Origin of the sequence: Arthrobacter sp. FX8 (assembly GCF_026723805.1) — a bacterium.
GTDB lineage: Bacteria > Actinomycetota > Actinomycetes > Actinomycetales > Micrococcaceae > Arthrobacter.
This window is the reverse complement of record NZ_CP113505.1, coordinates 3,580,749-3,606,239: the sequence shown is the minus strand read 5'-3', so window position 1 is coordinate 3,606,239 and position 25,491 is coordinate 3,580,749. Positions and strand designations below refer to the sequence as shown.

The 25,491-nt window shown below is 65.9% G+C and carries 26 protein-coding genes and 3 pseudogenes; 15 read left to right on the top strand and 14 right to left on the bottom strand.

What is annotated here, in order from left to right; translation table 11 throughout:
• The first annotated feature begins 15 nt into the window (after positions 1-15).
• Complete coding sequence (locus OUO20_RS16820) at positions 16-1,071, top strand: FAD-dependent monooxygenase (RefSeq protein ID WP_268002216.1); 1,056 nt, start codon at positions 16-18, stop codon at positions 1,069-1,071.
• Position 1,072: 1 nt separating this feature from the next.
• Here OUO20_RS16820 and OUO20_RS16815 read toward each other — a convergent pair whose 3' ends face one another.
• The 5 genes and pseudogenes from OUO20_RS16815 to OUO20_RS16795 form a co-directional block, all read right to left on the bottom strand.
• On the bottom strand, positions 1,073-2,893 hold the full coding sequence (locus tag OUO20_RS16815; protein ID WP_268002215.1) for an ABC transporter permease: 1,821 nt from the start codon (positions 2,891-2,893) through the stop codon (positions 1,073-1,075).
• The gene (locus OUO20_RS16810) at positions 2,890-3,954 is read right to left on the bottom strand and encodes an ABC transporter ATP-binding protein (protein ID WP_018769772.1); all 1,065 of its coding nucleotides are present in this window, start codon (positions 3,952-3,954) and stop codon (positions 2,890-2,892) included. Before OUO20_RS16810 ends, OUO20_RS16815 begins: the two co-directional genes overlap by 4 nt.
• Positions 3,955-3,999: 45 nt before the next feature.
• Positions 4,000-5,075, bottom strand: a pseudogene (locus OUO20_RS16805) (extracellular solute-binding protein).
• 168 nt (positions 5,076-5,243) lie between these two features.
• Positions 5,244-5,678, bottom strand: coding sequence for an acyl-CoA thioesterase (locus tag OUO20_RS16800; RefSeq protein ID WP_018769770.1), 435 nt, complete (start codon positions 5,676-5,678; stop codon positions 5,244-5,246).
• A 77-nt stretch (positions 5,679-5,755) separates the two neighbouring features.
• A complete protein-coding gene (locus OUO20_RS16795) occupies positions 5,756-6,259 on the bottom strand; it encodes a GNAT family N-acetyltransferase (RefSeq protein WP_268002213.1) in 504 nt (167 codons plus the stop codon).
• A 156-nt stretch (positions 6,260-6,415) separates the two neighbouring features.
• Between OUO20_RS16795 and OUO20_RS16790 the strand changes: the two genes are divergently transcribed.
• The 3 genes from OUO20_RS16790 to OUO20_RS16780 all read left to right on the top strand — a co-directional run bounded on the left by OUO20_RS16790 (position 6,416) and on the right by OUO20_RS16780 (position 8,311).
• On the top strand, positions 6,416-6,931 hold the full coding sequence (locus OUO20_RS16790; protein WP_043425008.1) for a MarR family winged helix-turn-helix transcriptional regulator: 516 nt from the start codon (positions 6,416-6,418) through the stop codon (positions 6,929-6,931).
• A 76-nt stretch (positions 6,932-7,007) separates the two neighbouring features.
• Complete coding sequence (locus tag OUO20_RS16785; protein ID WP_268002212.1) at positions 7,008-7,322, top strand: hypothetical protein; 315 nt, start codon at positions 7,008-7,010, stop codon at positions 7,320-7,322.
• On the top strand, positions 7,319-8,311 hold the full coding sequence (locus OUO20_RS16780; RefSeq protein ID WP_268002211.1) for a serine/threonine-protein kinase: 993 nt from the start codon (positions 7,319-7,321) through the stop codon (positions 8,309-8,311). Before OUO20_RS16785 ends, OUO20_RS16780 begins: the two co-directional genes overlap by 4 nt.
• Here OUO20_RS16780 and OUO20_RS16775 read toward each other — a convergent pair.
• The gene (locus OUO20_RS16775) at positions 8,308-8,985 is read right to left on the bottom strand and encodes a histidine phosphatase family protein (protein ID WP_268002210.1); all 678 of its coding nucleotides are present in this window, start codon (positions 8,983-8,985) and stop codon (positions 8,308-8,310) included. The two genes, OUO20_RS16780 and OUO20_RS16775, sit on opposite strands and share 4 nt — an antisense overlap.
• A 133-nt stretch (positions 8,986-9,118) precedes the next feature.
• Positions 9,119-10,560, bottom strand: a pseudogene (purB, locus tag OUO20_RS16770) (adenylosuccinate lyase).
• Between the two features lie 167 nt (positions 10,561-10,727).
• On the opposite strand from purB, the gene OUO20_RS16765 reads away from it, so the two are divergent.
• From OUO20_RS16765 to OUO20_RS16755, 3 genes are all read left to right on the top strand, one after another.
• The gene (locus OUO20_RS16765; protein WP_268002209.1) at positions 10,728-11,030 is read left to right on the top strand and encodes a hypothetical protein; all 303 of its coding nucleotides are present in this window, start codon (positions 10,728-10,730) and stop codon (positions 11,028-11,030) included.
• A complete protein-coding gene (locus OUO20_RS16760) occupies positions 11,030-11,920 on the top strand; it encodes a hypothetical protein (protein WP_268002208.1) in 891 nt (296 codons plus the stop codon). The genes OUO20_RS16765 and OUO20_RS16760 overlap by 1 nt, the downstream gene beginning before the upstream one ends.
• A gap of 228 nt (positions 11,921-12,148) precedes the next feature.
• On the top strand, positions 12,149-12,373 hold the full coding sequence (locus OUO20_RS16755; protein ID WP_268002207.1) for a hypothetical protein: 225 nt from the start codon (positions 12,149-12,151) through the stop codon (positions 12,371-12,373).
• Positions 12,374-12,553: 180 nt separating this feature from the next.
• Here OUO20_RS16755 and OUO20_RS16750 read toward each other — a convergent pair whose 3' ends face one another.
• Together OUO20_RS16750 and OUO20_RS16745 are read right to left on the bottom strand one after the other, a co-directional pair.
• On the bottom strand, positions 12,554-13,303 hold the full coding sequence (locus tag OUO20_RS16750) for a hypothetical protein (RefSeq protein WP_268002206.1): 750 nt from the start codon (positions 13,301-13,303) through the stop codon (positions 12,554-12,556).
• Between the two features lie 203 nt (positions 13,304-13,506).
• Positions 13,507-13,932 carry a phage holin family protein gene (locus tag OUO20_RS16745; protein WP_018769761.1) on the bottom strand — a complete coding sequence of 142 codons (426 nt, stop codon included), beginning with the start codon at positions 13,930-13,932 and terminating at the stop codon, positions 13,507-13,509.
• A 105-nt stretch (positions 13,933-14,037) separates the two neighbouring features.
• Here OUO20_RS16745 and OUO20_RS16740 point away from each other — a divergent pair, with 105 nt between their 5' ends.
• From OUO20_RS16740 to OUO20_RS16720, 5 genes are all read left to right on the top strand, one after another.
• A complete protein-coding gene (locus OUO20_RS16740) occupies positions 14,038-15,156 on the top strand; it encodes a histidinol-phosphate transaminase (RefSeq protein WP_268002205.1) in 1,119 nt (372 codons plus the stop codon).
• A 150-nt stretch (positions 15,157-15,306) separates the two neighbouring features.
• On the top strand, positions 15,307-16,539 hold the full coding sequence (gene pdhA, locus OUO20_RS16735) for a pyruvate dehydrogenase (acetyl-transferring) E1 component subunit alpha (RefSeq protein ID WP_018769759.1): 1,233 nt from the start codon (positions 15,307-15,309) through the stop codon (positions 16,537-16,539).
• A complete protein-coding gene (locus tag OUO20_RS16730; RefSeq protein WP_018769758.1) occupies positions 16,539-17,519 on the top strand; it encodes an alpha-ketoacid dehydrogenase subunit beta in 981 nt (326 codons plus the stop codon). The genes pdhA and OUO20_RS16730 overlap by 1 nt, the downstream gene beginning before the upstream one ends.
• 7 nt (positions 17,520-17,526) lie before the next feature.
• Positions 17,527-18,996, top strand: coding sequence for a dihydrolipoamide acetyltransferase family protein (locus OUO20_RS16725; RefSeq protein ID WP_056392469.1), 1,470 nt, complete (start codon positions 17,527-17,529; stop codon positions 18,994-18,996).
• Between the two features lie 15 nt (positions 18,997-19,011).
• Entirely contained in the window at positions 19,012-19,629 is a 618-nt protein-coding gene (locus OUO20_RS16720) for a phosphatase PAP2 family protein (RefSeq protein ID WP_026265843.1), read from the top strand.
• A 4-nt stretch (positions 19,630-19,633) separates the two neighbouring features.
• Here OUO20_RS16720 and OUO20_RS16715 read toward each other — a convergent pair whose 3' ends face one another.
• The 5 genes and pseudogenes from OUO20_RS16715 to OUO20_RS16695 form a co-directional block, all read right to left on the bottom strand.
• Positions 19,634-19,969: a hypothetical protein gene (locus OUO20_RS16715; RefSeq protein ID WP_018769754.1), complete on the bottom strand. Its 336-nt coding sequence runs from the start codon at positions 19,967-19,969 to the stop codon at positions 19,634-19,636.
• Positions 19,970-20,147: 178 nt separating this feature from the next.
• Positions 20,148-20,576 carry a universal stress protein gene (locus OUO20_RS16710; protein WP_268002204.1) on the bottom strand — a complete coding sequence of 143 codons (429 nt, stop codon included), beginning with the start codon at positions 20,574-20,576 and terminating at the stop codon, positions 20,148-20,150.
• Between the two features lie 43 nt (positions 20,577-20,619).
• Positions 20,620-21,911: pseudogene (locus OUO20_RS16705) on the bottom strand (aminotransferase-like domain-containing protein).
• A 69-nt stretch (positions 21,912-21,980) separates the two neighbouring features.
• Positions 21,981-22,583, bottom strand: a complete 603-nt coding sequence (locus OUO20_RS16700; RefSeq protein WP_268002203.1) for a GerMN domain-containing protein — start codon at positions 22,581-22,583, stop codon at positions 21,981-21,983.
• A 278-nt stretch (positions 22,584-22,861) separates the two neighbouring features.
• Positions 22,862-23,419 carry an NAD(P)H-dependent oxidoreductase gene (locus tag OUO20_RS16695; RefSeq protein WP_018769750.1) on the bottom strand — a complete coding sequence of 186 codons (558 nt, stop codon included), beginning with the start codon at positions 23,417-23,419 and terminating at the stop codon, positions 22,862-22,864.
• 119 nt (positions 23,420-23,538) lie between these two features.
• On the opposite strand from OUO20_RS16695, the gene OUO20_RS16690 reads away from it, so the two are divergent.
• The 3 genes from OUO20_RS16690 (at position 23,539) to OUO20_RS16680 (ending at position 25,489) form a co-directional block, all read left to right on the top strand.
• Positions 23,539-24,150: a TetR/AcrR family transcriptional regulator gene (locus OUO20_RS16690; protein WP_442781094.1), complete on the top strand. Its 612-nt coding sequence runs from the start codon at positions 23,539-23,541 to the stop codon at positions 24,148-24,150.
• Positions 24,151-24,286: 136 nt separating this feature from the next.
• Positions 24,287-24,415 carry a hypothetical protein gene (locus tag OUO20_RS16685; RefSeq protein ID WP_018769748.1) on the top strand — a complete coding sequence of 43 codons (129 nt, stop codon included), beginning with the start codon at positions 24,287-24,289 and terminating at the stop codon, positions 24,413-24,415.
• Between the two features lie 90 nt (positions 24,416-24,505).
• A complete protein-coding gene (locus tag OUO20_RS16680) occupies positions 24,506-25,489 on the top strand; it encodes an ABC transporter permease (RefSeq protein WP_268002202.1) in 984 nt (327 codons plus the stop codon).
• Positions 25,490-25,491: the final 2 nt, after the last annotated feature.

The following is a 25,491-nucleotide window of genomic DNA, read 5'->3' as shown; positions in this document are numbered from 1 at the left end:
AGTAGAATCCTGCGTATGGAGACGATCACCATCGTGGGCGGCGGCATCTCCGGGCTTGCCCTCGCGGCGGCGTTGGACCCCAACCGCTTCCACGTGACGGTGTACGAGAAGCGTCCGGAACTGCCCGCCGTCGGCAACGCTCTCGGGATGTGGCCCAACGCCCAACGCGCCCTGGCCCGGCTGGGGATACTGGACCAAGCGCGGGCGGTGAGCCCGGTGCTCGGGAGCGGGTCGGTACGTAACGCCCAGGGGGAGCCCTGGGTTACGGTCGATGCCGGGGAAATGTTCGGCATTTCCCGGACCGACCTGCTGCGGCTCCTGGACACGGCCGTCCCGGGGAGCGTCCGCCGGGCCACCAGCCAGATACGGGGGCTGCCCGCGGACGGGGGACTGGTGGTTGGCGCCGATGGCGTCCACAGCGTTGTCCGCAGCACGGCCTGGCGTCCCGGCGCGGACGCACGTCTGACGCCCTACCTCGCCCTCCGCGGGACCCTGCCTACTCCAGTTGCCCCGGACGAGGTGGGCGAGTACTGGGGCCGCGGGGACCTGTTCGGCATGGCCGCCGCCCGGGGCGGGTCCTTCTGGTACGCCAGTTACCGGTCCGGACTTGGCCCCTACGGGATCGACGTTCCGTCAGCGCTGGAACAGGCCAGGGAGCGCTATGCGGGCCACGCACCTGCCATCCGGCGCGCCCTTGCTGCAGCCACGCCGGAGGAATGCCTGGTCCAGCGCCTGTGGACGGTTCCGCGCCTGGGCTCCTACGTCAGTGGCAGGATTGCGCTCATCGGTGATGCGGCCCATGCCATGATGCCCACACTTGGCCGCGGCGCCTGCGAGTCGCTGGTTGACGCGGTGACACTTGCGGACCTGCTTAACACGCTGCCCGAAGACCAGGCACTGCGCGCCTACGACCGGCAGCGGAGGTTCCGGACCCGCGCGGTGAGCCTGGCGTCCTCGGCGCTGGGCCGCGTCGCGCTCACCGAACGCGGCCAGCCGCTGCGTGACGGCCTGCTCAACCTGGCCCGGCGGCGCAACAAACGCGCCGCCGTCGGCAGCAGTTCCGGCAGGTGATTCAGCGCACGGCCGCGGCAGGCCGTGTTGCGTCGTCCCCGCCCGGGGCCTGGGCGCCGGGGAGTCCTCCAGGAGCCTGCTGGACGGGCGGTACCGCGGGCAGTCGTTTCCTGGTCCGCCTCCGCCCCGACCTGCCGTAGACCAGGTACATCGTCACGCCGGTGATGATCATGAGGAGCACCGTGTAGACGAACGTGTTGGCAATACCCTCGGTGCCTTCTGCGCCATCGGTGTTGGCCTTGATCACCAGGCCCAGCGGCTGTACCAGAGGGTGGGCCAGGAAGATGGCTGTGTCATAGTCGTCCAACAGGCTGTTGAAGTTCAGGGCGGTTATGGCTGCTGCCGCCGGGAGTACCAACGGCAGGAGGATGCGCCGAAAGACGTACAGCGTCTTGGCGCCCATGATGGATGCAGCCTCCTCCAGCGATGAATTCACGGAGGCAAAGGACGCTTTGAGCATCCGGAGGGTGAACGGAATCTTCACCGTGACGAATGCGATGAGCAGGATCACCGTTGTTCCGGTGAGCACGGCACCGCCCACCAGCGGGCTGGGGTGGTCGTAGCTGACGATCAGGCCCAAAGCCAGCAGCGCAGACGGCAGGATCCAGGGAATGTGCAGCAGGTACTCGAAGGCCGAGGCCACCCAGTTTTTGTATTTCTGCAGCAGCCGGGCCACGAAGAGCAGTCCGCCGACGGCAATAACGGCCGCCAAGGCGCTGTACACAACACTGACGACAAATGGACGGAGCCCGGACTGCTGGGTGAGGACGCGCACGTAGTTGTCCAGCGTGAGGTTGGCCGGCGACAGCTGCCCCGTCTGGATGGCCGCGCCGTCGGCAAACGAGTAGAGCACGATCAGGGCCACCGGGAGCGTGTAGATGGCAAAGAGGAGATATGCCACGGCGTGGACGGCCATGTTGGCTGCGGGGTTGGTGATGTCCTGCTTCTGCAGCTCGGAGGACACCTTGGACACCGAGAAGTAGGTGCCGCCCTTCTCAAGCCGGGACATGACGGCGAGCATCAGCATGGTGGCCAGGCCCAGGATCACTGCCAGCAGCGCTGCCAGGTCCCTGGACGTGGGGCTGTTGGTGAAGGTCAGGATCATCGGGGTAATGGTCTGGAATTCGCGGCCGCCCAGCACCTGCGGTGCGCTCAAAGCCCCCAGACCGGTCAGGAACGACAGGATGGTGACGGCGAACAGCGTGGGCTTGAGCATTGGCAGGACGATGCGCCGAAGAATCGTCCAGGGGGATGCGCCAAGGTTCCGGGCGGCCTCGATGGTTTGGTAGTCGATCCCCTTGAGTGCGTTGGCCACGAAGAGCATGTGGTTGGTGGTGGTGGCAAAGGTCATGACCACCAGGACGGCGAAAAACCCGGAGAACCATCCCGGGTCCATTCCGGGGATCAGCTTGACCAGCAGCGAGGTGACGATGCCCTTGTCCCCATAAATGAATTTGTATCCCGCAGCCAGCACGATGCCGCCATAGATGAAGGTGGATGCGTAGCCAAGGAAGAGGATGCGCGAGCCGCGGATCCGGAAATAGTGCGTCACCAGGACGATGAAGACCCCCACCAGGTTGACGGTGACGGAAAGGGCCACGGCCAGGAGGAAGCTGTTGCCGAGTGCCTTCATGGCCCGCTGCGACGAGAACAGCTTCTCCGCGGCGCGCCCCGAGAAGCTGCCGTCAGGAAAGAAGGTGGCAATCAGGATATTGACGTTGGGCCAGACCAAAAACGCGGTGATGAACCAGGTGAGGACGACGCCCACCACCAGGACGAAGGGTGAACGGCCCATGCTGCGCACAGTGGCGTTGGCGCTCATGGCAGGGCAACTGCCCGGTCCCGGCGCAGCGACGCACCGGTTTCCGGATGGTACTGGAGGATGTGTTCAGGCTGGACATAGACGGTGGTGTTCGTGCCCGCCTCCGGGTGCGTGCCTCCGTTCTCCCTGACAAGGAGGCGGATGTCCGCGCCGTGGCTGCGCACAACGTAGCGGCTGTGGAGGCCATGATAGGTGCGGGAGACCACAGTGGCCGGAAGCCCGACGGCGGTGCCTCCGCCGGAGGGCCGGTCCAGTGAAGCCTTTTCCACGCGGAGGTAGGATCTGGCGTCGGTGCTGAGGCCGGCCCCCGAAAGTTGGTTCACCTCGGAGACAAAGTCCGGAGTCAGGGTTGAGCTGTCGCCGATGAAGTTACAGACGAACTCCGTGGCGGCATGGTCATAGATGTCCTGGGGTGTCCCCACTTGCTCGATGACGCCCTTGTTGAACACCGCGACGCGGTCACTCATGGCGAGTGCCTCATCCTGGTCGTGAGTGACATAGACGGTGGTGATGCCAAATTCACTCTGCAGGTCCTTGAGCTGCTGGCGCAGCTGGTGGCGGAGCTTGGCATCGAGATTCGACAGCGGCTCATCCAGCAGCAGGATCTTGGGCCGCAGCACCAGGGCGCGGGCCACGGCAACGCGCTGCTGCTGGCCACCGGACAGCTCCGCCACGTTCTTCGCCAGCTGCTCATCACTGAGCTCAACGCGCCGCGCGATATCCCGCACAAGTCGGTCGCTCTCGGCAGGTTTTTCTTTCCGGACACGGAGCCCGAAGGCGATGTTTTCCCACACGCTCATGCTGGGGAACAGGGCGTAATTCTGGAACACCATCCCCACCTGCCGCTTGTCGCTGGGAAGCCGGGTCACGTCCTTCCCATCCACCCGGACCGTACCCTTGGCCGGCTGGATGAAGCCGGCCAAGGTGCGCAGCGCCGTCGTCTTTCCACAGCCCGAGGGCCCCAGGAGGGTGAAGAACTCGCCGGGGCGCACATGCAGGTCCAGCTGCGGAATGGCGGTGAAATCGCCAAAGGTAACTTCGATGTTTTCCAAGCGGATCATGGCATACCTGTCTGATGGAAAGCGGAACGGTGACTGGCAGGACGGTTACGTCATGTACTCGAGCTCGATCTTCTCCACCCAGGCACCCATGTTCTTCTGGACGAAGTCCCAGTCGATGTCCTGCTGCTTAAGATCCGCGAAGAAGCCCACCACCTCGGGATTGGCCTTTGCCTGGGCGCCCTTGTTGACCGGCATGGAGTTGAACTTCTGGGCGAACTCGCCTTGGACCTCGGCGCTGCCAAACCAGTCGATGAACTTCTGCGCCTGGTCCTTTTTCTTGGTCCCCTTCACCAGCGCGATCTGCTCTACCGCCAGCGGGACGCCAACCGCAGGGATCACCGTGTCGACGTTCACCTTGAAGGACTTTTCGCGATCGGCAATGATCGAGGACGGCATCTGCCCCATGTCCACTTCACCGGATGCGATGCGGGCGAACAGGTCGGTTTTCGCCACGGCGGGACTTCCGTTCTTGAAGTACTGCTCAACCTGCTTCCAACCGTCATCGGAGATTCCCAAATCCCCTGAGTCGTCCCGGTAGCGCGAGAGGATGCCGGCAAAGACCAGCTGGGCTGTGGCGGTGCCCAGGCCGGTGACCCTTTCATAGCGGCTCTTGAACTCATCCTTGGCCCACAGGTCAGTCCAGTCCTTCGGTGCTGCATCCTTGGCGAACTTGTCAGAGTTGTAGCCAAGGAGGATCGCCTGCTTCACGAGGGGCCAGTACGTCTCGCCGTCACCGAGTCCCTTGTCTACGTCACCTGCCCACGCCGGCTGATAGGCCTCCAATGCGCCCTCGTTCTTGATCTGCGAGAAGTACATGTTGTTCAAGCCGAATGCGACGTCCGCGATCGGGTTGTTCTTCTCGGCAATGAGTTTATTGGTGGCATCAGCGCCGCCGGCCCCCACGATCTCAATCTTGAATCCGGCCTCGGCCGCCTTGGCGGCCAGCCAGTCACCCCGGCCTTCACCGTTGGAGTTGGTGTAGACAACCAGGGTGTCCCCGGACGCACCTTGCGGAGCTTTGGAAGCTTCCCCGTTGAAGTTGGTGGGTTCGATCCACCACCGCATCCGGCGAGGAGGGTGACGGCGACGGCGGCGGCAACCAAAGTCTGCAATTTACGCACGATCAGGACTCATTTCTGGACTGGAATCGGAGCATGTCCGCACAGCCTATAGCCGCGCATGACAAAAACCGGGCTGTTATACCTATCGATTCGATAAACAGCCCGGCTGTCCACTTTGGACCAGATGGGGAAACTCTGGGGGCCCGCGGCGTGAACCGGGGGCGAACGTTAGTCCTTGACCGTGGTACCGCTGAGGTGGTGCGTGGGAATCCGGTCCCGGTCGTAGGTGATCTCCGTGTAGCCGTGCGGCTCGGGCTTGCCGTCCTGGTTCAGGTTCACGAACACGATCTCCTCGATGGTGAGGATGCTTTGCCGCGTGATCATGTTGCGGACCTCGGCGCGCATGGTGAGGGAGGTCCGGCCAAACCGGGTGGCCGTGAGGCCCATCTCGATGAGGTCGCCCTGGACGGCCGAGCTGACGAAGTTGATCTCCGAAATGTACTTGGTGACGGCGCGGCCGTTTCCCAGCTGGAGGATGGCATAGATGGCGGCCTCTTCGTCAATCCATTTCAGCAGGCTGCCGCCGAAGAGCGTCCCGTTGGCGTTGAGGTCCTCGGGCCGCACCCACTTGCGGGTCCGGAAGGTGATGTCCGCTGTTTCCATAGGCTGAGATTAGCCGACGGGGCGGTGCGCCCTTCCAGTGTGACGGCGCGCCGGCACCGGCGCCACAGGCTCTACTGCTAGGCCATGGCGGTTTGCGCCGCGCTGCGGGCATTGATGCTCTTGGCGTAGCAGTACGAGTGTTCCACCCCGATGTAGGGCCCGAAGTTCGGGATGGCCTCGAATCCCGAATTCTCGTAGAAGTTCCGGCCGTCCGGCTGCGCGGACCCCGCCTCTGCCTTGATGCGGGTAATGCCCTGCCTGAAGGCCTCCGCTTCCAGGGCCGCCAGGATGGAGCTGGCCACCCCGGATCCCCGCGTGTACGGCAGTACGTAGAGGCGCTTGATTTCCGCCGTCGATCCGTCCAGGAGCCGCAGCCCCCCGCAGCCCACAGGCTGCCCCGAACCCTTGTCGTACGCCACCAGGAACACCGCACAGTCGGCGCCCGACGGCGGCGGGCCGGGTTCGTGGTCGGGTCGGCCAAAGCGGGCGTCAAGTTCGGCCTGCTGGGCGCGGCGGAGGTCGGCGCCCACGGGGTTGGACCAGGGGACCTGCCGGATGTTCAGCCTGGGGTTGGTCTGCATATCTGCCTCGATTCGCCGGAGGGGTATGCCTGATAAGGCTAGGCGCGGGGAGTTACACAGGTGTTTCCTGGCGGTAAGCACCTGGATAACGCGGATGTTGACGCGGCTGGGCAGGTTACTTGGCAGCCTAGTTACCAGCTGGTCTAAAATAAATCCATGGCTTCTATGGGCAACGAGGGATCCGGCTACTGGTACGGGCCCGACGGGCAGCTGGACTACAGTGCTGCGGTGCTGAAGTCGCTCCGCGACTACCGCGCGGCCGAAACCGAAATCCGCCGCACCACCAGGGACTCCATGGGCATGGGGGAAACCGACATTCTCGCGCTGCGGTATCTGCTGCGTGTGCAGGCCTCAGGCAAGCAGGTTGTCCCCAAGGACCTGAGTCAGTTCCTCAATATTACTAGCGCTTCCACAACCTCGCTGATCGACCGGCTGGTGGCCAGCGGCCACGTTCGCCGCGAGGCGCATCCCTCGGACCGCCGGTCCGTGGTGGTCATCCCCACCGTTGAATCGGACAAGGAGGTCCGCGAGACGCTCGGCGCCATGCACCGGCGCATGATGCAGGTGGCGGAAGGCCTGACCGCGGAAGAGGCCCGGGTCGTGGTCGATTTCCTCCAGCGGATGACAGACGCGCTCCAGGCGCCCGAAGGCAAGGACCAGAAAATTCACTAGGTGGACTAGCTAGATCAACTAGTTATATGTAAGCTTACGATTGTTCCCAAAGTTGCTTCCCAACGGAGTCGTGAGTGTGTTGGTTACTTTCACCGAAGTTTCACCGCCTGAACCCCGCTTGGCCGGGGCGGTCCTGACAAGCCACCTGCTGGAATCCACCTTGGACGGCACCACTGCGCCGCAGGGAGATCCGGCAGTCCACTGTGGTGCCGCCATGCAGCTCGTGACGCCGGCTGTGGGATGGCACCGCGCCAGCTACACCTTCACGCCGGCCGACGCAGGGGGTACGGAGCTTCCGCCCGTGTGGCGCTGCGCCTGCGGATTCCAGCTGGATGCCTGGCAGCCGGCCGATGTCCGCGCCACGCACACCTCCGCTGCCCTTTCAGCATGAGCATCGCCGGGACGGCAGCGCCTGTACTGCCGCTCAGCCCGCAGAAACCTGGCCCGGACGGTCTCATTGCCGGGCGCTACCAGCTCAGGGAACGCCTGGGCCGCGGGTCCGCTGCCGAAGTCTTCCGTGCGGTTGACCTGGAGGGCGGTCCTGATGCCGCAGTCAAGATCGCGGCAGTCAACGGCCGGAAGCAGCACCAGCGCATCCGCAATGAAGCAAGCGTGCTGGCGGGGCTCAACCACCCGTCCATCGTGCGGCTGCTGGCCCAGGGCGTCATGCCCGACGGCGGGCGCCATTCCGGGCGCCCCTTCCTGGTGGAGGAACTTGCGTTGGGCGCGAGCCTGGCCGAAACCATCCGGCTGCAGAATTCGGGGCCCGGGGATGTTGCACTCTGGGCACAGGGTTTCTTCCGTGCACTGGCGCACCTTCACTCCAGCGGGCTTGTGCACCGGGACATCAAGCCTGCCAACCTGATGCTGAGCGGGCTGCGCAGGAGTCCGGTCCGGATCATCGATTTTGGAATCGCCGCCGCGGCGGGGTCGGCTCCCGAGCCCGGAATTTCCTCCGGCACCGTGCATTACATGAGCCCCGAGCAGGCCTCCGGCGGCACTGCTGACCCCTCCTGGGATGTGTACGCCATGGGCCTGGTCCTGCTGGAGCTTCTCACCGGCTCCAAGGCGTTTCCGGGCACCGCCATCGAATCCCTTGTGGCCAGGACCCTGCGGTCACCGGATGTTCCGGACCACCTCGGTGAATGGGCCATCCTGCTGCGGTCCCTGACAGCCATGGATCCCATCGAACGGCCGACGGCGGCAAGCGCCGCGGCGATGGCAGCTCGGCTGATCCCCGCGGCCCCGGTGCAGGCCCAAGACAGCCGGCCCGGCGGGGACGACCAGCGCAGCCGTGTAAGTCAGCGCGTGGAGCCGGGTGCCGTCCCGTGCAAGGCAATGCGCATCTTCTCTCCCCGGCGCCACCGGCAGCAGGTCTAGGGGGCGCCCGCGTCCCGCCCTGTCGGGTCCTCGGCGGTCGGGTCCGCCAGGGCGAGGCCGCCCACCGGGCTGCCGTCCCAATGGATCAGGTTCCAGCCGGTACGCAGGTCGCCCTCCAACGCCACGATCCCGGTATTGGCAAGGACATGGCGGGCGGCGAACTCGTGGTCAACGCCGTCGGCCCGCAACCCGGCCCACGTGCGGATGGCTGCACCATGGCTGACGACCGCAACGGTGCCGTGCTGGTGATGTTCGGCCCGCTCCACCACCCGGGCGATGGCACCGTCAAACCGTTCGAAGAAGGCGTGGCCGTCCGGACCCGCCGGCATGCGGAGATCCAGGTCCCCGGCGGCCCAGGAGATGACCGTCCCCATGTAGCGCTTGTGGGATTCGTGGTCGGTGAGCTTCTCCAGCGATCCGGCCTCGATTTCGTGCAGCCCTTCCAGCACTTCGACATCGAGGGTCTGCAGCCGCGCCAGCGGGGCGGCGGTGATCTGGGTCCTGATCAGCGTTGAGGCGTAGAGGGCCCCGATGCGTTCGTTGGCCAGGGCCCGCGCCATGGCCTCCGCCTGGCGCTCGCCCAGTTCGGTCAGCCCAGGGCCGGGATGGCCGGTATCAAGCTGGCCCAGCACGTTGCCGGGGGTTTCGCCGTGGCGGATCAGGAGCAACTTCATGATCCCAGTTTCGCACTCCGGAATGCTGCCGGCGTACGGCCGGAACGGGCGTCACATCGCCGGGGTCGCAGAAAGGCGCCGGGCCCTGGGGAGCCCGGCGCCGCCGTCGTAATCTGCTGCGCTGGTGCGGAGCCTACTTCAGATGGTCCACCAGCTGGTCAGCGATGCCCGTGTACTTGCCCGGGGTAAGGGCAAGGAGGCGTGCCTCGGCATCCGGGGAAAGGCCCAGTCCCTGAACGAACTCGCGCATGCGCGCTGCGTCGACGCGCTGGCCGCGGGTGAGGTCCTTGAGGCGCTCGTACGGGTTCTCCATGCCTTCGACGCCGGCAATCGCCTCCGCGCGCATGACCATCTGGATGGCTTCACCCAGCACTTCCCAGTTGGTGTCCAGGTCCGCCGCCAGCACGTCCCCGGCAACGTCCAGGCGCTCCAGGCCCTTGGCCACGTTGGAGATGGCGAGAAGGGAATGGCCGAATGCCACGCCGATGTTGCGCTGGCTGGAGGAGTCGGTCAGGTCGCGCTGCCAGCGGGAGGTGACCAGCGTCGCGCCCAGGGTGTCCAGCAGGCCGTTGGAGATCTCCAGGTTGGCCTCGGCGTTCTCGAAGCGGATGGGGTTCACCTTGTGCGGCATGGTGGACGAACCCGTCGCGCCGGCCACCGGAATCTGGGCGAAGTAGCCGATGGAGATGTAGCTCCAGATATCCGTGCAGACGTTGTGCAGGATGCGGTTGAAGCGCGCCACGTCGGCGTAGAGCTCGGCCTGCCAGTCGTGGCTCTCGATCTGCGTGGTCAGCGGGTTCCAGGTCAGGCCCAGCCCCTCCACGAAGGTCTGGGACACCTGCTGCCAGTCAGCGCCCGGGACGGAGGCCACGTGCGCGGCGTAGGTGCCCGTGGCACCGTTGATCTTGCCCAGGTACTGCGTCTTTTCGATCCGGTCCAGCTGGCGGGTCAGGCGGTGCGCGATGACAGCCAGCTCCTTGCCCAGGGTGGTGGGCGTGGCCGGCTGGCCGTGGGTCCGGGACAGCATGGGGACGGCGCGGTTGTCTTCCGCCATCCTGCTGATCTGTTCCACCAGGGCGCGGGCGGCGGGCAGCCACACATCCTCCACGGCGCCCTTGATGCCCAGCGCGTAGGAAAGGTTGTTGATGTCCTCGGAAGTGCAGCCAAAGTGGACCATGGCGGTCAGGTTTTCGATGCCGACAGCGGGCAGCCGGCGGCCGATGTAGTACTCCACGGCCTTCACGTCATGGACGGTGACGGCCTCGATCTCTGCGAGTTCGGCTACCGAGGCGGCGTCGAATTCGGTGACGACGGCGCGGAGCTGGTCCTGCTGCTCCTTGCTGAGGGGACCGGCCCCCGGCAGGACGTTGTTGCTGGTCAGGTGGATGAGCCATTCAACTTCCACAGCCACCCGGTCGCGGTTCAGGGCGGCCTCGGACAGGTAGTCCACGAGGGGGCGACGGCGGACTGGTAACGGCCGTCCAGGGGTCCGAGCGCGATTTTTTCCGATGACGCGGCGAGGGCCAGGCGTCCTGAGGGCGTACGGGTATCAGCTGTGGCGGCAGTTTCAGGCATGTGCTGATTCTTTCATGAAGTCCGGCACCGCCTTAAGCCGGGCAGCCACGTTACTTGTCCACATAGCCGACGGCGGTGCTTACCCCGCGGGGGCTGCCTGCCTAGCGTTGGACACAGCAGGGAGATGGCGAAACATCTGGCCGGGAAGGCCGTGACGGGAAGCTGGCATGGGGAACGATCTGACGGACGGGATATGGGGCAACGGGCTGGGCGTCAGCCTTGAAGTCCAGGAACTGGGGCGAAGGGTGGCGCAGTGCTGTCACATGGCGGAAGAGGTGCTCGCAGGATTCCACGACATCCAGTTGGCGAACTGGGAATCACCTGCCGGGCAGGCATACCGCGATTCGGTCAGCCTGCAGGCGGTGGCGGTCCGCAGGGCGCTTGACCGGGTGCGGGAGGCGTCTGCCGCGGTGGCCGCGCACGCCAGCGCGGCATTGACGGCCGAGTGCTCGCCGGGCAGCCGGTTCTGATGGCCGATGTGACGCCCTCCGGTTCAGGAGGTCCCATCCACGTTTCACCACCGCCCCCGGACGGCATCCTGACCATTTCCGGTGGCGTGGGTGGAATCACCGTCCAGCTGGAGGAACTGGATGCGGGGGCCGCGAAGCTCGATGGACTCGCCGGCCGTCTCGCCGCCATCGAGGCGGAGCTTTTCACGGTCTGGCGGGAGCTTGGTGAGTACCAGAACCAGCCGCGAACCACGGGGACTGCAGCGCTTATTGCGGTGGGGGAGTCAAGGGAGGCGGTCCTCAGGGTCCGGCTGGAGCTCCAGCGGATCAGCGGCCAGGTACGGAGCTGCAGGTGGGATTACCAGATGGCCGAATCCATTGCCCACACGCAGTGGATGCTGGGCCTGTCGAATCCGGACGTTGAACTCCGGAAGCATGTGGACTTCTGGCGGACGGGATTCCTCAATGGGGATGCCATGGAGATGCTGGTGGCCAATGCCGTCACCACCCTTCCCTTGATCAAGTCTCTGGTCGAAGGCGTCAACCCCGCGCTGCGTCCGGGCCCGGTGACGGCCAGGCAGGAAGAGCGCGTGCCCATCGACCTCCACGCCACCCCCGCCGGGCTGCTTGAACGGGTCAGGCTGGTGGAGGAGCGCGGCAGTGGCTATATCGAAGTCATCGAGGTGGACAACGGAGGCGGAAAGGCCTACGTGGTGGTGGTTCCGGGAACCCAGGTCCATGACGAAGACGAAGGCACTAACCCGTTCGATCTTGCCGGAATCGTCGACGGCCTGGGCAGCAATTCCCGGCAGGTGAATGCCGCAGTCCTGCAGGCACTCCGGGAGGCCGGCGCCGAGCCGGGGCGGACGTCGTTGCGGTGGGGTACAGCCAGGGCGGAATCCATGCCATGAACCTGGCGGCGGACAAGGAGTTCCTCAAGGAGTACGACATGAAATACGTCCTGACTGCGGGATCGCCCATTTCGCGCATAACGCCTCCCCCGATGTCAGCACTCTTCACCTGGAACACCGCACGGACTGGGTGCCCGGCAGCGATGGCCTGGACAACCGGGATGCCAGGAACCAGGTCACGGTGACCGTGAACAACGACCTCTACGTGCGCGGGGAGAAGACGCCGGCTTGGGGCCGGGCCACCGCCTCACCGGCTATGAGGAGGCAGCCCGCCTGGTGGGCGCCAGCAAGGACCCGTCCCTGGCCCAGTCCACGGCGGTGCTGGGCGGGGTCCTGGGTGCCGGCGGTGCTGCCACTGCCACCAGGTTTTCCCTGTCCAAGCCGCCACCGCCTCCTCTTCCCAGGGAACGCAGGGACCCCTTTTCGGGGCGGCCGCAGCCGGGTGCCAGGTAAAACCTGCATCCAGCCAAAGCAGGGCAGGGCCTCAGGAGATCTGGGCGGCGTGCATTTCCGCGAACCTCTTGGTGCGCGTCTTTCCCTGCGGGTCCGGCTGCGGGGCGGGCTTCGGGGCCGGCGCCGGCACGGCGGCTGTGCACCGGTAGTTGTAGTCCAGGTCGCCTTCGGTGAACTGGGTCAGCGTGACGGTCCCGCCCGGCGCCAGGGGGAAGCCGAGCAGTATTCGCGGGCAGAGTCCGTGGATTCCGCACCCGCCAGCCAGTTCCTCAGCCGGTAGAGGTTGCTGCCGGGGCCCACTTCCCCCACAATTTCACCGAATTGATAACCGGTGGAATAGATCCCCACGTCCAAGCCAGTGCCCTCCAGGAACGCGGTCATGCCCTCCAGCTCCGCAGCATTGGCGGTCTTGTCCCACAGCCAGCTGTTTCCGGTTTCAACATCCAGCCACCACATGCGCCGCAGCTCCCCGGCGCCCGAATCCTTCAGGATGGCAACGTCATTGGCGGCCATGGCGTACCCGTGCACGTAGGCGCAGGCAGGTGCCCCCGTGCCGTCACACACTCCGTAGGGGTTGCTGACGTCCATGCCACGGTAGCTGTTGCTCGCGGGCCACCACACCGACTCCACCGGTCCTGTTGCGGCGGTGTTCACGTACACCGCCGCCGGAGTTCCCCCGGCGGCATCCGACGTCTGGTCCGCCCACGCCAGTTGGGCAGCCAGGCATGGGTTGACGGTGTCCGGCCGTCCCCCGTTGACGCCCACGATTGCGAATGACGGGGGTGCGGGGAGGTCTGCGCCGCACTGGGGCCAGGAGATGTCGTTGCCAAGCGCGGTCATGCTCCGCGGTGCCGGCCCTGTTTCGGCATCTGCGTGTGCAGGGCCTGCCTGCCACGCCAAAAGCAGGCAGGCGGCAAGCAGGAGTCTCATGGGCTTCATGCGTGGGCCCCCGTGGTCCGGAACTGACAGCAACAGGGCCTCTGGAGGCCCCGGTTCGCAGCCTAAGCGGCCCGTCCGGCAGGGGTCATGGGTGGCGGGTACTGCTGTTTTGGGAGCTGGGTGGCGAAACGGCACCTGCCGGGTACCTGTTTCCGCCCGCCTTCCTACTTAGAGGCTGGATCCCGGACCGGGGGTCAGCGCCTGCCGCCCGGGAGCAAACCTGCCACCAGTGAGACCAGGGAGATGATGATCGCCGCCAGGACGGCGGTCCAGAAGAAGGAATCGATAGTGAGGTGCACCGGTGTGTAGCCGCTGATCCAGGCTGTCAGGTACAGCATGGCCGCGTTGATGACGATCGCGAACAGGCCCAGGGTCAGGATGGTGATGGGAAGCGCCAGGAGTCTGACCAGCGGCCGCACGAAGGCGTTCACCACCCCGAAGATGAGGCCGATGAAGAGGTAGGCCAGGACGATCCCGATGGCATCGGTGTCCTGTGAAATACCACTGCGGGCCACGGCATCCGATGCCGCCGTGCTGGAGATGTCCATGCCCGGCAGGATCCAGCTGGCCACCCAAAGAGCTGCGGCATTGACGATGACCCGGAGGATGAATGAACCCATGGCACCATGCTTCCACATGGTGCTGATGTGCGGCCGGCAGCGTGCCCTGAATTTCGGTGCATGGTCCCCCGATTCCCGTGGGGGCTTGGAAGTAGGCTAGAAGCCATGACCTCATCTGAGACCAGGGCAGGCGGCATTGCACCCCGCCCGGTGCTGGAGCGGCTGCCCCGCTACGCTGCAGGAAAGCCACCGGCCGCCGTCAGCGGGCTGGCCAGCTACAAGCTGTCGTCCAACGAGAACCCGCTGCCCCCGATTCCGGCCGTCCTCGAGGCGATCGCCCGGCAGCGGGACTTCAACCGGTACCCGGATCCGCTGAGCAGCAGGCTCCGCGCGGCGCTGGCGGAATTCCTTGGCGTGCCCGCCGAGGACATCGTCACCGGCGCCGGGAGTTTGGGCGCACTGAACCAGATTCTGGCTGCCTTTGCGGGCCAGAACGAGGACGGCAAGGCGGACGAGGTCATCTATGCGTGGCGTTCCTTTGAGGCGTACCCCATCAGCGTGGGCCTGGCAGGTGCGGAAAGCGTGCGCATCCCCGTGACCGCGGACGGACGGCATGACCTGGAAGCGATGGCGGCTGCAGTAACGGCCCGCACCAAAGTCATCCTTCTCTGCACGCCCAACAATCCCACGGGCCCGGCACTCGGCGCTGCTGAAACCGAAGCCTTTATCCGTTCCGTGCCGGCGGACGTGGTGGTGGTCATCGACGAGGCCTACCAGGAGTTCGTCAGGGCCCAGGACGCCGTTGAGGGGATCGACCTCTACCGCAAATACCCCAACGTGGTGGTTTTGCGGACCTTCTCCAAAGCCCACGGACTGGCCGGCCTTCGGGTGGGCTACAGCGTCTCCCAACCGGAACTGACGCAGTACCTCCGCGTTGCCGCCACCCCGTTCGCCGTGTCCCAAATTGCCGAGGACGCAGCAATTGTTTCCCTTGGGAATTACGCCCAGATTGTGGAAAGGGTACAAAAGCTCGTGGACGAGCGGGCGCGGGTAACCGCCGGCCTGAAGGAGCTCGGATGGGCCGTCCCGGATGCCCAGGGCAACTTCGTATGGCTGGCACTCGGTCCTGAAAGTTCAGCCTTTGCGGAGCTGGCGGGGACGCGTGCCCTCTCCGTGCGGGCCTTCCCCGGGGAGGGCGTCCGGGTCAGTATCGGGGAACCCGAGGCCAACACCCGGTTCCTCCAGTTGTGTGCCGACTATACAAAGGCACCGGCAACTTCCTAGCACTTAACAAGTAGCCCTCCCGCTACTTACCGAAGATAAAGTTAGGATCAGTAAGCCAATGTATATGCCGCAAGGGGAATGTATTCCTTTTGAGGCATATATCCCAGCGACATTTGCATTGCATCCGGATGCGGCAAGCAAGGAGACGGTATGGGCACTCATCTGCCTTCCACCGAGTTCGACGGAACAGCGGTAGACGATCAGCGGGAAGCCGATGCTGAAGCCGTCATGGGCGAGCCCGCGGCCCAGATGGTGCAGCTGCTCGGCCCCGACGGGAAGCTCGGCAGCGATCCGGTCTTCAGCGGCTACGCGGACAAACTGACCCCGGAGGACCTGCGTGGGCTGTATGGGGACATGGCCGCTATCCGCCGGTTCGATATTGAAGCCACCGCCCTCCAGCGCCAGGGCCAACTGGCACTGTGGGTACCGTTGACCGGCCAGGAGGCAGCGCAGATTGGCTCGGGCCGTGCCAGCCAGCCGCAGGACTACATTTTCCCCACGTACCGGGAGCACGGCGTCGCGCTGACCCGCAACGTGGACCTGGCCGAACTCCTGCGCCAGTTCCGCGGAGTCTCCAACGGCGGCTGGAACCCCAAGGACACCAACTTCCACCTGTACACCCTGGTCCTGGCTGCCCAGACCCTCCACGCCGTGGGCTACGCGATGGGGATCCAGCGCGACCAGAAGCTCGCCGCCGCCACGGATGCGGCCAACGAGCAGCCGAACGCCGCCGTCATCGCCTACTTCGGTGACGGCGCCAGCTCGGAAGGTGACGTGCACGAGTCCATGGTGTTCGCCTCCTCCTACAAGGCGCCGGTGGTGTTCTTCTGCCAGAACAACCACTGGGCCATCTCCGTACCCACCAACGTCCAGACCCGGGTTCCGCTGTCCAACCGCGCCAAGGGCTATGGTTTCCCGGGGATCCGGGTGGACGGCAACGACGTGATCGCCGTGCATGCAGTCACCGAATGGGCCCTGGAGCATGCCCGCCAGGGCAACGGACCCGTCCTGATCGAGGCCTTCACCTACCGGGTGGGCGCGCACACCACCGCCGACGACCCCACGAAGTACCGCCCATCGACGGAAGAAGACGCCTGGCGGGCCAAGGATCCGCTGACACGGCTCGAGAAGTACCTGCGTGCCGAAGGCCTGGCGGACGACGACTTCTTCGCCAAGGTCAAGGCCGACGGCGACGAGCTGGCCGCGTATGTCCGGCGCACCGCCCATGATCTTGAAAACCCGGACATCCGGCAGGCCTTCGCCAACGTCTATGCCCAGGCGCATCCGCTGGTGGCCGAGGAACTGGCATGGTTCGAGGAGTACAGCGCAGGATTCGCCGGCGAGGAAGAAGCCGCCGCGCAGGAAGCAAAGGCAGGCCACTGATGACCACCATGACCATTGCCAAGGCCATCAACGAGGGCCTCCGGGCCACCCTGGCGGCAAACCCCAAGTCGCTGCTGATGGGCGAGGACATTGGTCCCCTGGGTGGTGTGTACCGGGTGACCGACGGGCTGATCGGCGAGTTCGGCCCGGACCGCGTGGTGGACACCCCGCTGGCCGAATCCGGCATCATCGGCACCGCCATCGGCCTGGCCCTGCGCGGCTACAGCCCCGTCTGCGAGATCCAGTTCGACGGCTTCGTCTTCCCCGGCTTCAACCAGATCACCACCCAGCTGGCCAAGATGCACGCCCGCAGCCACGGCAACCTCACGGTTCCCGTCGTCATCCGCATCCCGTACGGCGGCGGCATCGGCTCCGTGGAGCACCACTCCGAGTCCCCCGAGGCGCTGTTCGCGCACACGGCAGGCCTGCGCATCATCACCCCTTCCAACCCGCACGACGCCTACTGGATGATCCAGCAGGCCGTGGAATGCCAGGACCCGGTGATCATCTTCGAACCCAAGCGGCGCTACTGGCTCAAGGGCGACGTCGACGTTGACGCTCCGGGCCCCTCGGAGGACCCCTTCAAGGCCCACGTGCTGCGTGAGGGTACTGATGCCACCATTGTTGCCTACGGCCCCCTGGTTCCCGTGGCGCTTGCGGCCGCCAACGCCGCGGCGGAGGACGGCAGGAGCGTTGAGGTCATCGACCTCCGGTCCATCTCGCCGATCGATTTCGACACCGTCACCGCCTCCGTCCAGAAGACCGGACGGCTGATCGTGGCGCACGAGGCGCCCACCTTCGGTGGAATCGGCGGCGAAATCGCCGCCCGCATCAGTGAACGTGCCTTCCATTCGCTCGAGGCCCCGGTGATCCGCGTTGGCGGATTCCACATGCCCTATCCCGTTGCCAAGGTGGAGGAAGACTACCTTCCGGACATCGACCGCATCCTGGAGGCGCTGGACCGCGCCCTCTCCTACTGAGGACACCATGACCCTGAACAAGTTCAACCTGCCCGATGTCGGCGAGGGCCTCACCGAAGCGGAAATCGTCTCCTGGAAGGTCAAGCCGGGCGACGCCGTCGCCATCAATGACGTCCTCTGCGAGATCGAAACCGCCAAGTCCATCGTGGAACTGCCGTCCCCGTTCGCCGGGACGGTCACCGAACTGCTGGTGGGGGAAGGGGTGACCGTGGACGTCGGCACGGCCATCATCAGCGTCAGCGACCACGTGTCCGGCGATCCCACACCCGCTGACGTCCGTGCACCGGAAGCACCAGTGCAGCCGCTCTACGGCAAGCTCCCGCAGGATGCGGCAGTGGACACAACGGCCGACGGCGGCGCTGGCGGAAGTGCCCCGGCCGCCGGCCCGCTGGTGGGGTCCGGCCCCAAGGCCGACGCGGTCAAGCGGCGCCCGCGGAAAACGGCGCCGGCCGCTGCCGTGACGGTCAATGCCCCGCAGGTTGAACCTGTCCAGCCGGGCACGCCGGCTGCAGTGTCCGCCACCGAACCCGCCGCCGTCGACAACCGTCCTACCCTTGGCGGCACCATCACGGGCCTGGTCAACCGGGTCCTGGCCAAGCCGCCCGTCCGGAAAATTGCCCGTGACCTGGGCATCGACCTGGCAGATGTTGTTGCCACCGGTTCACGGGGTGAAGTAACGCGCGAGGACCTGGTCAGCTACCAGTCTCAGCGCGATGCCGAGCTGGACAAGGCGGACGGCTTCTGGGGCAAGGCCGGAAAGCCGCAGGACCAGCGCGTGGAGCGGATTCCGGTCAAGGGCGTCCGCAAGGCCACCGCAAAGGCGATGGTGGAATCCGCCTTCGCAGCGCCGCACGTCAGCATCTTCGTGGACGTGGATGCCAGCCGCACCATGGAATTCGTCAAGCGGCTCAAGGCCTCCCGGGACTTCGAGGGCATCAAGGTCTCGCCGCTGCTCATCCTGGCCAAGGCCGTCATCTGGGCCGCGGCCCGGAACCCCAGCGTGAACGCGTCGTGGGTGGACAACGAAGACTCCGACACCGCTGAAATCCATGTCAAGCACTTCATGAACCTGGGGATTGCCGCCGCAACCCCGCGCGGCCTGATGGTCCCGAACATCAAGAATGCCCAGGACCTGTCCCTGAAGGAGCTGGCGCTGGCGCTGAACAACCTGGCCACCACCGCCAGGGCCGGGAAGACCCAGCCGGCCGAGATGCAGGGCGGCACGCTCACCATCACCAACATCGGTGCCCTGGGCATCGACACCGGCACGCCCATCATCAACCCGGGCGAGGTGGCCATCGTTGCTTTCGGAACCATCAAGCAAAAGCCCTGGGTCCTGGACGGTGAGGTGATTCCCCGCTGGATCACCACCTTGGGAGGATCCTTCGACCACCGCGTGGTGGATGGTGACCTGTCCGCACGCTTCATGGCCGACGTCGCAGCCATCCTGGAAGAGCCCGCGCTCCTGCTGGACTAGGGCCCGGACCAGGACGTGACGGTAAGCAGCGGCTCAATCCGGGCCAGGAACCACACCGCCAGGTGGCTGACTGAGGTCTTCCAGCCGCCGGTGGTGGTGAGCATCCAGCTGTTGATCAGCCCCCTGACGGAGGCAGGATTCCCCGGGACCATGGGTTACGGGGCGCTGGCGGCCCTCTTTGTGTGCGTGCTTCCGCTTGTGGTGCTGCTGGTGCTGGTCAGGCTGGGGAAGGTGACGGACCATCATGTGAGCGACCGCAGGCAGCGCGCCCCGGTGCTGCTGATGGCGCTGGCCTGCATTGCCGTGGGGCTGCTGGTGCTGGACACCGTGAACGCCCCGCAGAGCGTGACCGCCATGGTCCTGGCGGTGGTGGGCGGCGTGGCCGTGCTGGCAGTCGTCAGCCCGTTCTGGAAAATGAGCGGCCATGCCGCTGCAGTGTCCTGTGCCGCCGTCGTATTGGTGCTGATGCTTGGCGCGGCCTGGGCCCCGCTGCTGCTCCTGGTTCCGGCGGTGGGCTGGTCACGCGTTGTCCTGCGGGCGCATACCCCGGGGCAGGTGGTGGCAGGTTCGCTCTTTGGCGGAGTAGTGATGGCCGGGATCTGGTGGCTGCTCCAGGGCTGGCTGGTGGGCTGAACGCCTAGTACGCGGAGTAGGCCGTGAGGGCCTCAAGCAGGGCAGGATCAGCTGTGGTTCCCAGAACCACAGCGGCTGCGGTCATCAGGCCGCCCATCAGGGCCGCCATCCCGGCCCAGGCGCCCAGCAGCTTCCAGTCCTCGCGCAGGACGCTCCGCACGGTCTGGGGAAGCTCGAGTCCCGGCGCGATCAGGTTGGGGGCGCTGTCCAGGCTGCCGTCGTCAAGCAGCGCAACTACCCTGCCGTTGCTCCGGTCCACGCGCATGGAGGAGATGTGGTTTCCGTGGCGGGCCAGGAGGATGTCGTGGCCAACGAGCTGCCGGCGCTGCAAGGTGATCAAGGGGGAGCCCTTCGATGGGGGTGGATTTGTCAATGTCCACGCCTTTGGGGCCTTTTCCAATTTTATCGTTGGAGAACGCAGCGAAACCGGTTTCAGCCGGTGAGAACGGACACCCCCGCAGCGACATGCACCACCACGGGGAGTGTCCGGCATTACGCCGGCGGCCGGTCCTGACGGTTCAGTCGGCGTCGTAGGTGTTGGCGATGTACACGTCGCAGGGTGCGTTGTGGGCAACGCTGTTGGCCACGCTGCCAAGGACGCGCCCGATGCCGTGCATGCGCCGGTTGCCCACCACGATGATCCTGGCGTCCATGCGGATGGCTTCCTTGATGAGGGCGTCGGCCGGGCGCCCGCGCGCTGCCGAATACGTCACCGTGATGTCGCGGCCCAGCGCTTCCGCCACCGTCCGGGCCACCTGCTCCGCGGCGTCCGCGTCGGAGACGATCCAGCGGTCGCTGCCGCTGCCGAACACCTCGGTCCGGTCGCTGTCGAAGGCGGACACGACGTGCAGGGAAGCGCCCAGGGCCGCAGCCAGGTCCCTGGCTGACTGCGCCGCCTTCTTCGCCGTCTCGCTGCCGTCAACCCCTACAACGATGATTCCAGCCATATGCATGCTCCTTTGCTAGGTTTCGGCACTCGTGTGGCTTACGCTACAGCGCGGCGATGGCTTCCTGCAGCACCGGCGCCAACCGGCGCACTCCCTCGGCGATGGCATCTGGTGGTACGGCGCTGAAGGCGAGCCTGAGCTTGTTGGACGGTTCGTCCGACGGCGTGAAGGCGGCGCCGGGGATAAACACGACGCCGGCATCGATCGCCTTGTGCAGCAATGGGTAGGTATCAACACCCTCCGGCAGCGTCACCCAGACGAAGAAGCCGCCCTGCGGGTTGGTCCAGGTGGTTCCCGCGGGCATGTATTCCCTGAGGGCGGCCAGCATGGCGCGGCAGCGCTCGGCGTACAGCCGGCGGTAGGTCTCGACCTGTCCCTTCCAGTCGTAGTCGCGCAGGTAGGCCGAGACAAGCATCTGGTTCAGGGCGGGCGGGCAGAGCGTCACGGCTTCGGCGGCCAAGTAGTAGCGGCGCTGCAGGTGCTCCGGCACGAGGGCCCAGCCAATGCGCAGGCCGGGCGCGAAGATCTTGGAGAATGATCCCAAATAGATGACATCGTCTGGGTTTGCGGCCCGTAAGGGAGCCAAGGGCTCCCCCTCGAAGCGGAGCAGGCCATAAGGGTTGTCCTCGAGGACAAGGATATTCGCCCTGCGGCATATATCGACCACCTGCTGCCGGCGTTCCCGGGCCAGGGTGATGCCGGATGGATTGTTGAAGTTGGGGATGGTGTAGAGGAACTTGATGCTCCTGCCCGCCAGCTGCAGGGCGGCGATCCGCGCCTCCAGCAGTTCCGGAACCAGGCCGTACTGGTCCATCTCCACGGTCTCCACCTGGACCTGGTATGCCTCGAACGTGTTCAGTGCGCCCACGTAGGTGGGGTCCTCCACCAGCACCACGTCGCCCGGATTGCAGAACAGCTTGGTGGCAACGTCCTGGGCGGACTGGGAACCTGCGGTGATCACCACGTTCTGCGGACGGGCATCCAGGATTCCTTCTGCAGCCATGACATCGCAGATCTGTGCCCGGAGTTCCGCTGTGCCCTGCCCGGCCCCGTACTGGAGGGCGGTAAGGCCGTCCTCCGCGATGATTTTCGCCGCCGTGGCTGCGAGCCGGTCCAGGGGGAGCGACTGCAGGTACGGGCTTCCCCCGCCAGCGACACCAAGCCGGGCCGCATGGAGATGTCGAAGACATCCCTCACCGCCGACTGCCGGATGTTCGCCGCGCGCTCGGAGAACAGTTCCTCGTGCCGGTGTGCCGACGTTGCCGCCCGCTCGATTGCATCAATGGCTTCCGCCGGCAGCGTGCCTGCCGCGGTGTCAAGTGTCTCGTGGGTCACAGAGTCAGGATACAGCCAGTTGTTGCTCTAAAAGCAACATATGTTTATTACTGATTTACCGGCGGCCGGCTACTTCAGTTTCAGGGAGTCCGCCAGGGTCTTTCCGTTGATGTAGATATCAGCCCGGACTGCACCCACTGCCTCAAGGGCGGTCTGGGTGAGCTGGGCGTCAATGCGCGGAAGGTCGCAGGTTCCGCCGGGCTTCAGCGCGCCCGCCAGGTAGACCGTGACCGTGGTGCCGTCAAAGCTGCCGGACAGGAACTTCAGCCTGGAGCCGCCCAGCGCGTTGTACAGTCCATCCGCCTGCTGTCCGCCGTCAAGGAGCGCAGCGATTGCAGCCTTCAGCCGGCCATCCCCGGCGCCGGCCAGTGGGGCGGAGGCGACCAGGCTGTCATTGCAGCCAAAGCGGATACCGTGCCTCCCGCCGTCGTCCACCATCACGAAGTAGGCCGTTACCGGCGGGGCCGTGGCGGCGGCGCTGGCCCGGGACCTGCGGGTGCCGCTGCCTGGGGCGTACTTTGCGGCCTTCCGGCCGGTCTTCCTTGCTCCGCCCCCGGAGGGCTGCTTTCCATCGTCGCCGGAAGGAGGGCCAGCGGCGCTGCGCTGGTTCCGGCATTTCCGCCGGTGGCAGGCACGGATGGCCCTTCCGGTTGGGGGAGAGGGGCGCTGCAAGCGCTGAGCAGCAGCGCAAGGCACCCTGCTGCCGCTGCCAGGCTGCCGCTGCCACCGCCGCCCCAACTCCGTCTCTTTGCCATGCGGCACGCAATCCCATCCGGTAGGTCCAGTGGATTAACGCTACGGCGGCCCTGGTCCGCGCAGATGTCCGGAAGGTACCGGTTGGGACAAGAGTTGGTCACGGCTGGGAAGTGCCCTTTGCCGGCAGCGCCCGGCATGCAAAGCTGCATGCCGGGCGCTGCCGGGCTCCCTAAGCTGCCAAGTGGCGCGGGAGGTTAGGCTGCCGGTGCTGCGGCGGCCAGGGTGTCGAAGATGCCCTTGATCTGCTCCACGATTTCGGCGTCGTCCTTCGGGTGGACCTCGGCGAAGCGGACCATGGAGCCCGGGACGGCCAGCTTGACGTCGTCGAGGATCTGCGCGCCGGCGATGCCGGCGGCCTTGCGTGCCTCATCCTGGGCCCACACGCCGCCGTACTGGCCAAATGCTGTACCGACGACGGCGGTCGGCTTGCCCGCCAGGGCGCCGGCACCGAAGGGGCGGGACAGCCAGTCAATGGCGTTTTTCAGGGCGGCGGGAACGGTGCCGTTGTGTTCGGGGGTGACCAGCAGGAGGGTGTCGGCCTCTTCGGCGGCGGCGCGCAGTGCCGCGGCGGCAGCCGGGACCTGGCCTTCCACGTCCAGGTCCTCGTTGTAAAAGGGGATGTTGCCCAGGCTCTCGTGGATCACCACGTCCACCTGCTCGGGCGCGTTGAGCTGGATGGCTTCCGCCAGCTTCTGGTTGGTGGACTCGGCGCGGAGGCTGCCGACAAGGGTAAGGACTGTGCTCTTGGTCATGGAATCTCCTGGCTAGGGTCGCGGCGGGGACCGCGTTCGGGTGAACAGAGGCTCATGGAGCCTTCACCGTACTAAACGGACCGCAGTCCGCTTATATTCCCGGTGGCTACACTGTCTGTGTGAGTTCCATCCCAGTGCGGCCGGGAATGACCCCGGTAACGGCCGCGGAACGCAGCGACGCTGCCCGGAACCGGGAACGTCTCCTGCTGGCTGCCCGGGAGCTGATTGCGCAGGGCGGAGCGGCGGCGCTCACCATGGACCGCCTCGCCGGGCACGCCGGGGTGGGCAAGGGCACGGTCTTCCGCCGCTTCGGCAGCCGCGCCGGACTGATGCTGACATTGCTGAACGATTCGGAGGCCGCCTTCCAGGCCCGCGTCCTGTTCGGCCCGCCGCCCCTGGGCCCAGGGGCTGCGCCGCTGGACCGGCTCATCGCCTTTGGCGCCGAGCGGATCGCTTACGTACTGGAATACGGCGACCTGGTCCTCGCTGCCGGACACGCCTCCCGCAGCAGGTTTGACGTCCCGGCCGCCGCCCTCTGGAACCGGCACGTGGAGATGCTCCTGCGCGAAGGCGGCTTCGAGTCCCCCGAACCGTGGCTGATGGCCGGATCCCTTAATGCCACCCTGGACCCCGAGCGGCTCCTGCACCTTGTCCGCGAACATGGGGTCACCAGTGAACGGCTGGCAACTTCCTGGCGCGATCTTGTCACACGCGTGGCGGGCGGCGCGTAGATTACGCGGTGGAACGCCCTTGCGTCCAGTCAAACCAACTTCACAGAACTATTCATAACGATCTGATACGGCCCGCCTGATTTCGGGGGATTGCGGCGCTTTTCCGGTGAATGCTTGTGATAGTTTCCTCTGGAATGTGACCCGCGACATAGTCCACCAGGACCTGCCCATGGGGCTGCGGGAGGCCAGCTACCCGCTGGTGCAGAACCCGGTGAGGCGGCACAACCCGTGCTTGTCCGGGGACGACGGAAGGATCCAGCAGTGATGGTTGACTTGGCCAGCGGCACGGCACGACATCGGACATTGGAGTGTTCCTCCGTCCAGCATCCGGCGGCGCGGCCAAAGAAATAGCCCCATGCTCAAGTACCTCGCCAAACGCGGCCTCACGTATGTGGTGATGATCTTCCTCACCACATCCGCCGGATACTTCTTGGCTGTCAGCTCGCTCAAGCCGGCGCTGCTCGAGCAGGAACGCATCCCCCGGCCCACCCCGGAGCAGGTGGCCAACTCCATGCGGCTGAAAGGCCTGGACCCGGACCTCAGCCCGTGGGAGCGCTACGTTGACTGGCTCACCGGGATCGTCACCCGCTGGGACTGGGGCCGGAGCCCCAACGGCGCCTACATCAACGCCGAGTTTGGGGACCGCGTCTGGATCTCCACCCGGCTCTTCCTGGCGTCCATCATCCTTACCCTGGTTATCGGCGTCGCGCTCGGCGTCCATTCGGCCGCACGGCAGTACAAGTTCCAGGACCGCGTCATCACGTCCTACAGCTACCTCGCATACATCGTGCCCGCGCCCATCGCGTACTTCCTGGTTCAGCTGGGAGCCATCAACATCAATGAGTCCGTGGGGGACCGGATCTTCTTCGTCACCGGCATCTCCACACCGGGCGTAGCGGCCGGCTGGCCCCAGGCCATGGACCTGGCCGCGCATTACGTGGTGCCTACGGTGGCCATCACACTCGTGGGCTGGGGCGCCTACCAGATTGCGCAGCGGCAGTACCTGCTGGACAACGTGAACGCCGACTTTGTCCGCACCGCCCGGGCCAAGGGGCTCAGCCGGAACCAGGCAATCGCCCGGCACGCCCTCCGCGTCTCCTTCATTCCGGTGGCCCAGAGCATCGCGTTCACCATCCCGGCCATCTTCGCCGGCGGCTTCTTTGCCGAAAAGATCTTTGCCTGGCCGGGTGTTGGCTCCTGGAGCATTGATGCCATCTCGCTGCAGGACGTCAACGCCGCCACGGCCACCCTGGCCTACGGCTCCGTGATCTTCGCCCTGGGCGCCATCCTGGCGGACTTCGCCACCACGCTTGTCGACCCGAGAGTGCGGGTGCAGTAGCC

Excerpts from the sequence above, each read along its gene's own strand:
- OUO20_RS16680 (WP_268002202.1), top strand. The coding sequence starts at position 24,506 with ATGCTCAAGTACCTCGCCAAACGCGGCCTCACGTATGTGGTGATGATC.
- OUO20_RS16820 (WP_268002216.1), top strand. The coding sequence starts at position 16 with ATGGAGACGATCACCATCGTGGGCGGCGGCATCTCCGGGCTTGCCCTC.
- OUO20_RS16750 (WP_268002206.1), bottom strand. The coding sequence starts at position 13,303 with ATGAGACTCCTGCTTGCCGCCTGCCTGCTTTTGGCGTGGCAGGCAGGC.
- OUO20_RS16775 (WP_268002210.1), bottom strand. The coding sequence starts at position 8,985 with ATGAAGTTGCTCCTGATCCGCCACGGCGAAACCCCCGGCAACGTGCTG.
- OUO20_RS16810 (WP_018769772.1), bottom strand. The coding sequence starts at position 3,954 with ATGATCCGCTTGGAAAACATCGAAGTTACCTTTGGCGATTTCACCGCC.
- OUO20_RS16695 (WP_018769750.1), bottom strand. The coding sequence starts at position 23,419 with ATGACCAAGAGCACAGTCCTTACCCTTGTCGGCAGCCTCCGCGCCGAG.
- OUO20_RS16730 (WP_018769758.1), top strand. The coding sequence starts at position 16,539 with ATGACCACCATGACCATTGCCAAGGCCATCAACGAGGGCCTCCGGGCC.
- pdhA (WP_018769759.1), top strand. The coding sequence starts at position 15,307 with ATGGGCACTCATCTGCCTTCCACCGAGTTCGACGGAACAGCGGTAGAC.
- OUO20_RS16760 (WP_268002208.1), top strand. The coding sequence starts at position 11,030 with ATGGCCGATGTGACGCCCTCCGGTTCAGGAGGTCCCATCCACGTTTCA.
- OUO20_RS16780 (WP_268002211.1), top strand. The coding sequence starts at position 7,319 with ATGAGCATCGCCGGGACGGCAGCGCCTGTACTGCCGCTCAGCCCGCAG.
- OUO20_RS16795 (WP_268002213.1), bottom strand. The coding sequence starts at position 6,259 with ATGCAGACCAACCCCAGGCTGAACATCCGGCAGGTCCCCTGGTCCAAC.
- OUO20_RS16790 (WP_043425008.1), top strand. The coding sequence starts at position 6,416 with ATGGCTTCTATGGGCAACGAGGGATCCGGCTACTGGTACGGGCCCGAC.
- OUO20_RS16710 (WP_268002204.1), bottom strand. The coding sequence starts at position 20,576 with ATGGCTGGAATCATCGTTGTAGGGGTTGACGGCAGCGAGACGGCGAAG.
- OUO20_RS16725 (WP_056392469.1), top strand. The coding sequence starts at position 17,527 with ATGACCCTGAACAAGTTCAACCTGCCCGATGTCGGCGAGGGCCTCACC.
- OUO20_RS16765 (WP_268002209.1), top strand. The coding sequence starts at position 10,728 with ATGGGGAACGATCTGACGGACGGGATATGGGGCAACGGGCTGGGCGTC.
- OUO20_RS16745 (WP_018769761.1), bottom strand. The coding sequence starts at position 13,932 with ATGGGTTCATTCATCCTCCGGGTCATCGTCAATGCCGCAGCTCTTTGG.
- OUO20_RS16800 (WP_018769770.1), bottom strand. The coding sequence starts at position 5,678 with ATGGAAACAGCGGACATCACCTTCCGGACCCGCAAGTGGGTGCGGCCC.
- OUO20_RS16815 (WP_268002215.1), bottom strand. The coding sequence starts at position 2,893 with ATGAGCGCCAACGCCACTGTGCGCAGCATGGGCCGTTCACCCTTCGTC.
- OUO20_RS16740 (WP_268002205.1), top strand. The coding sequence starts at position 14,038 with ATGACCTCATCTGAGACCAGGGCAGGCGGCATTGCACCCCGCCCGGTG.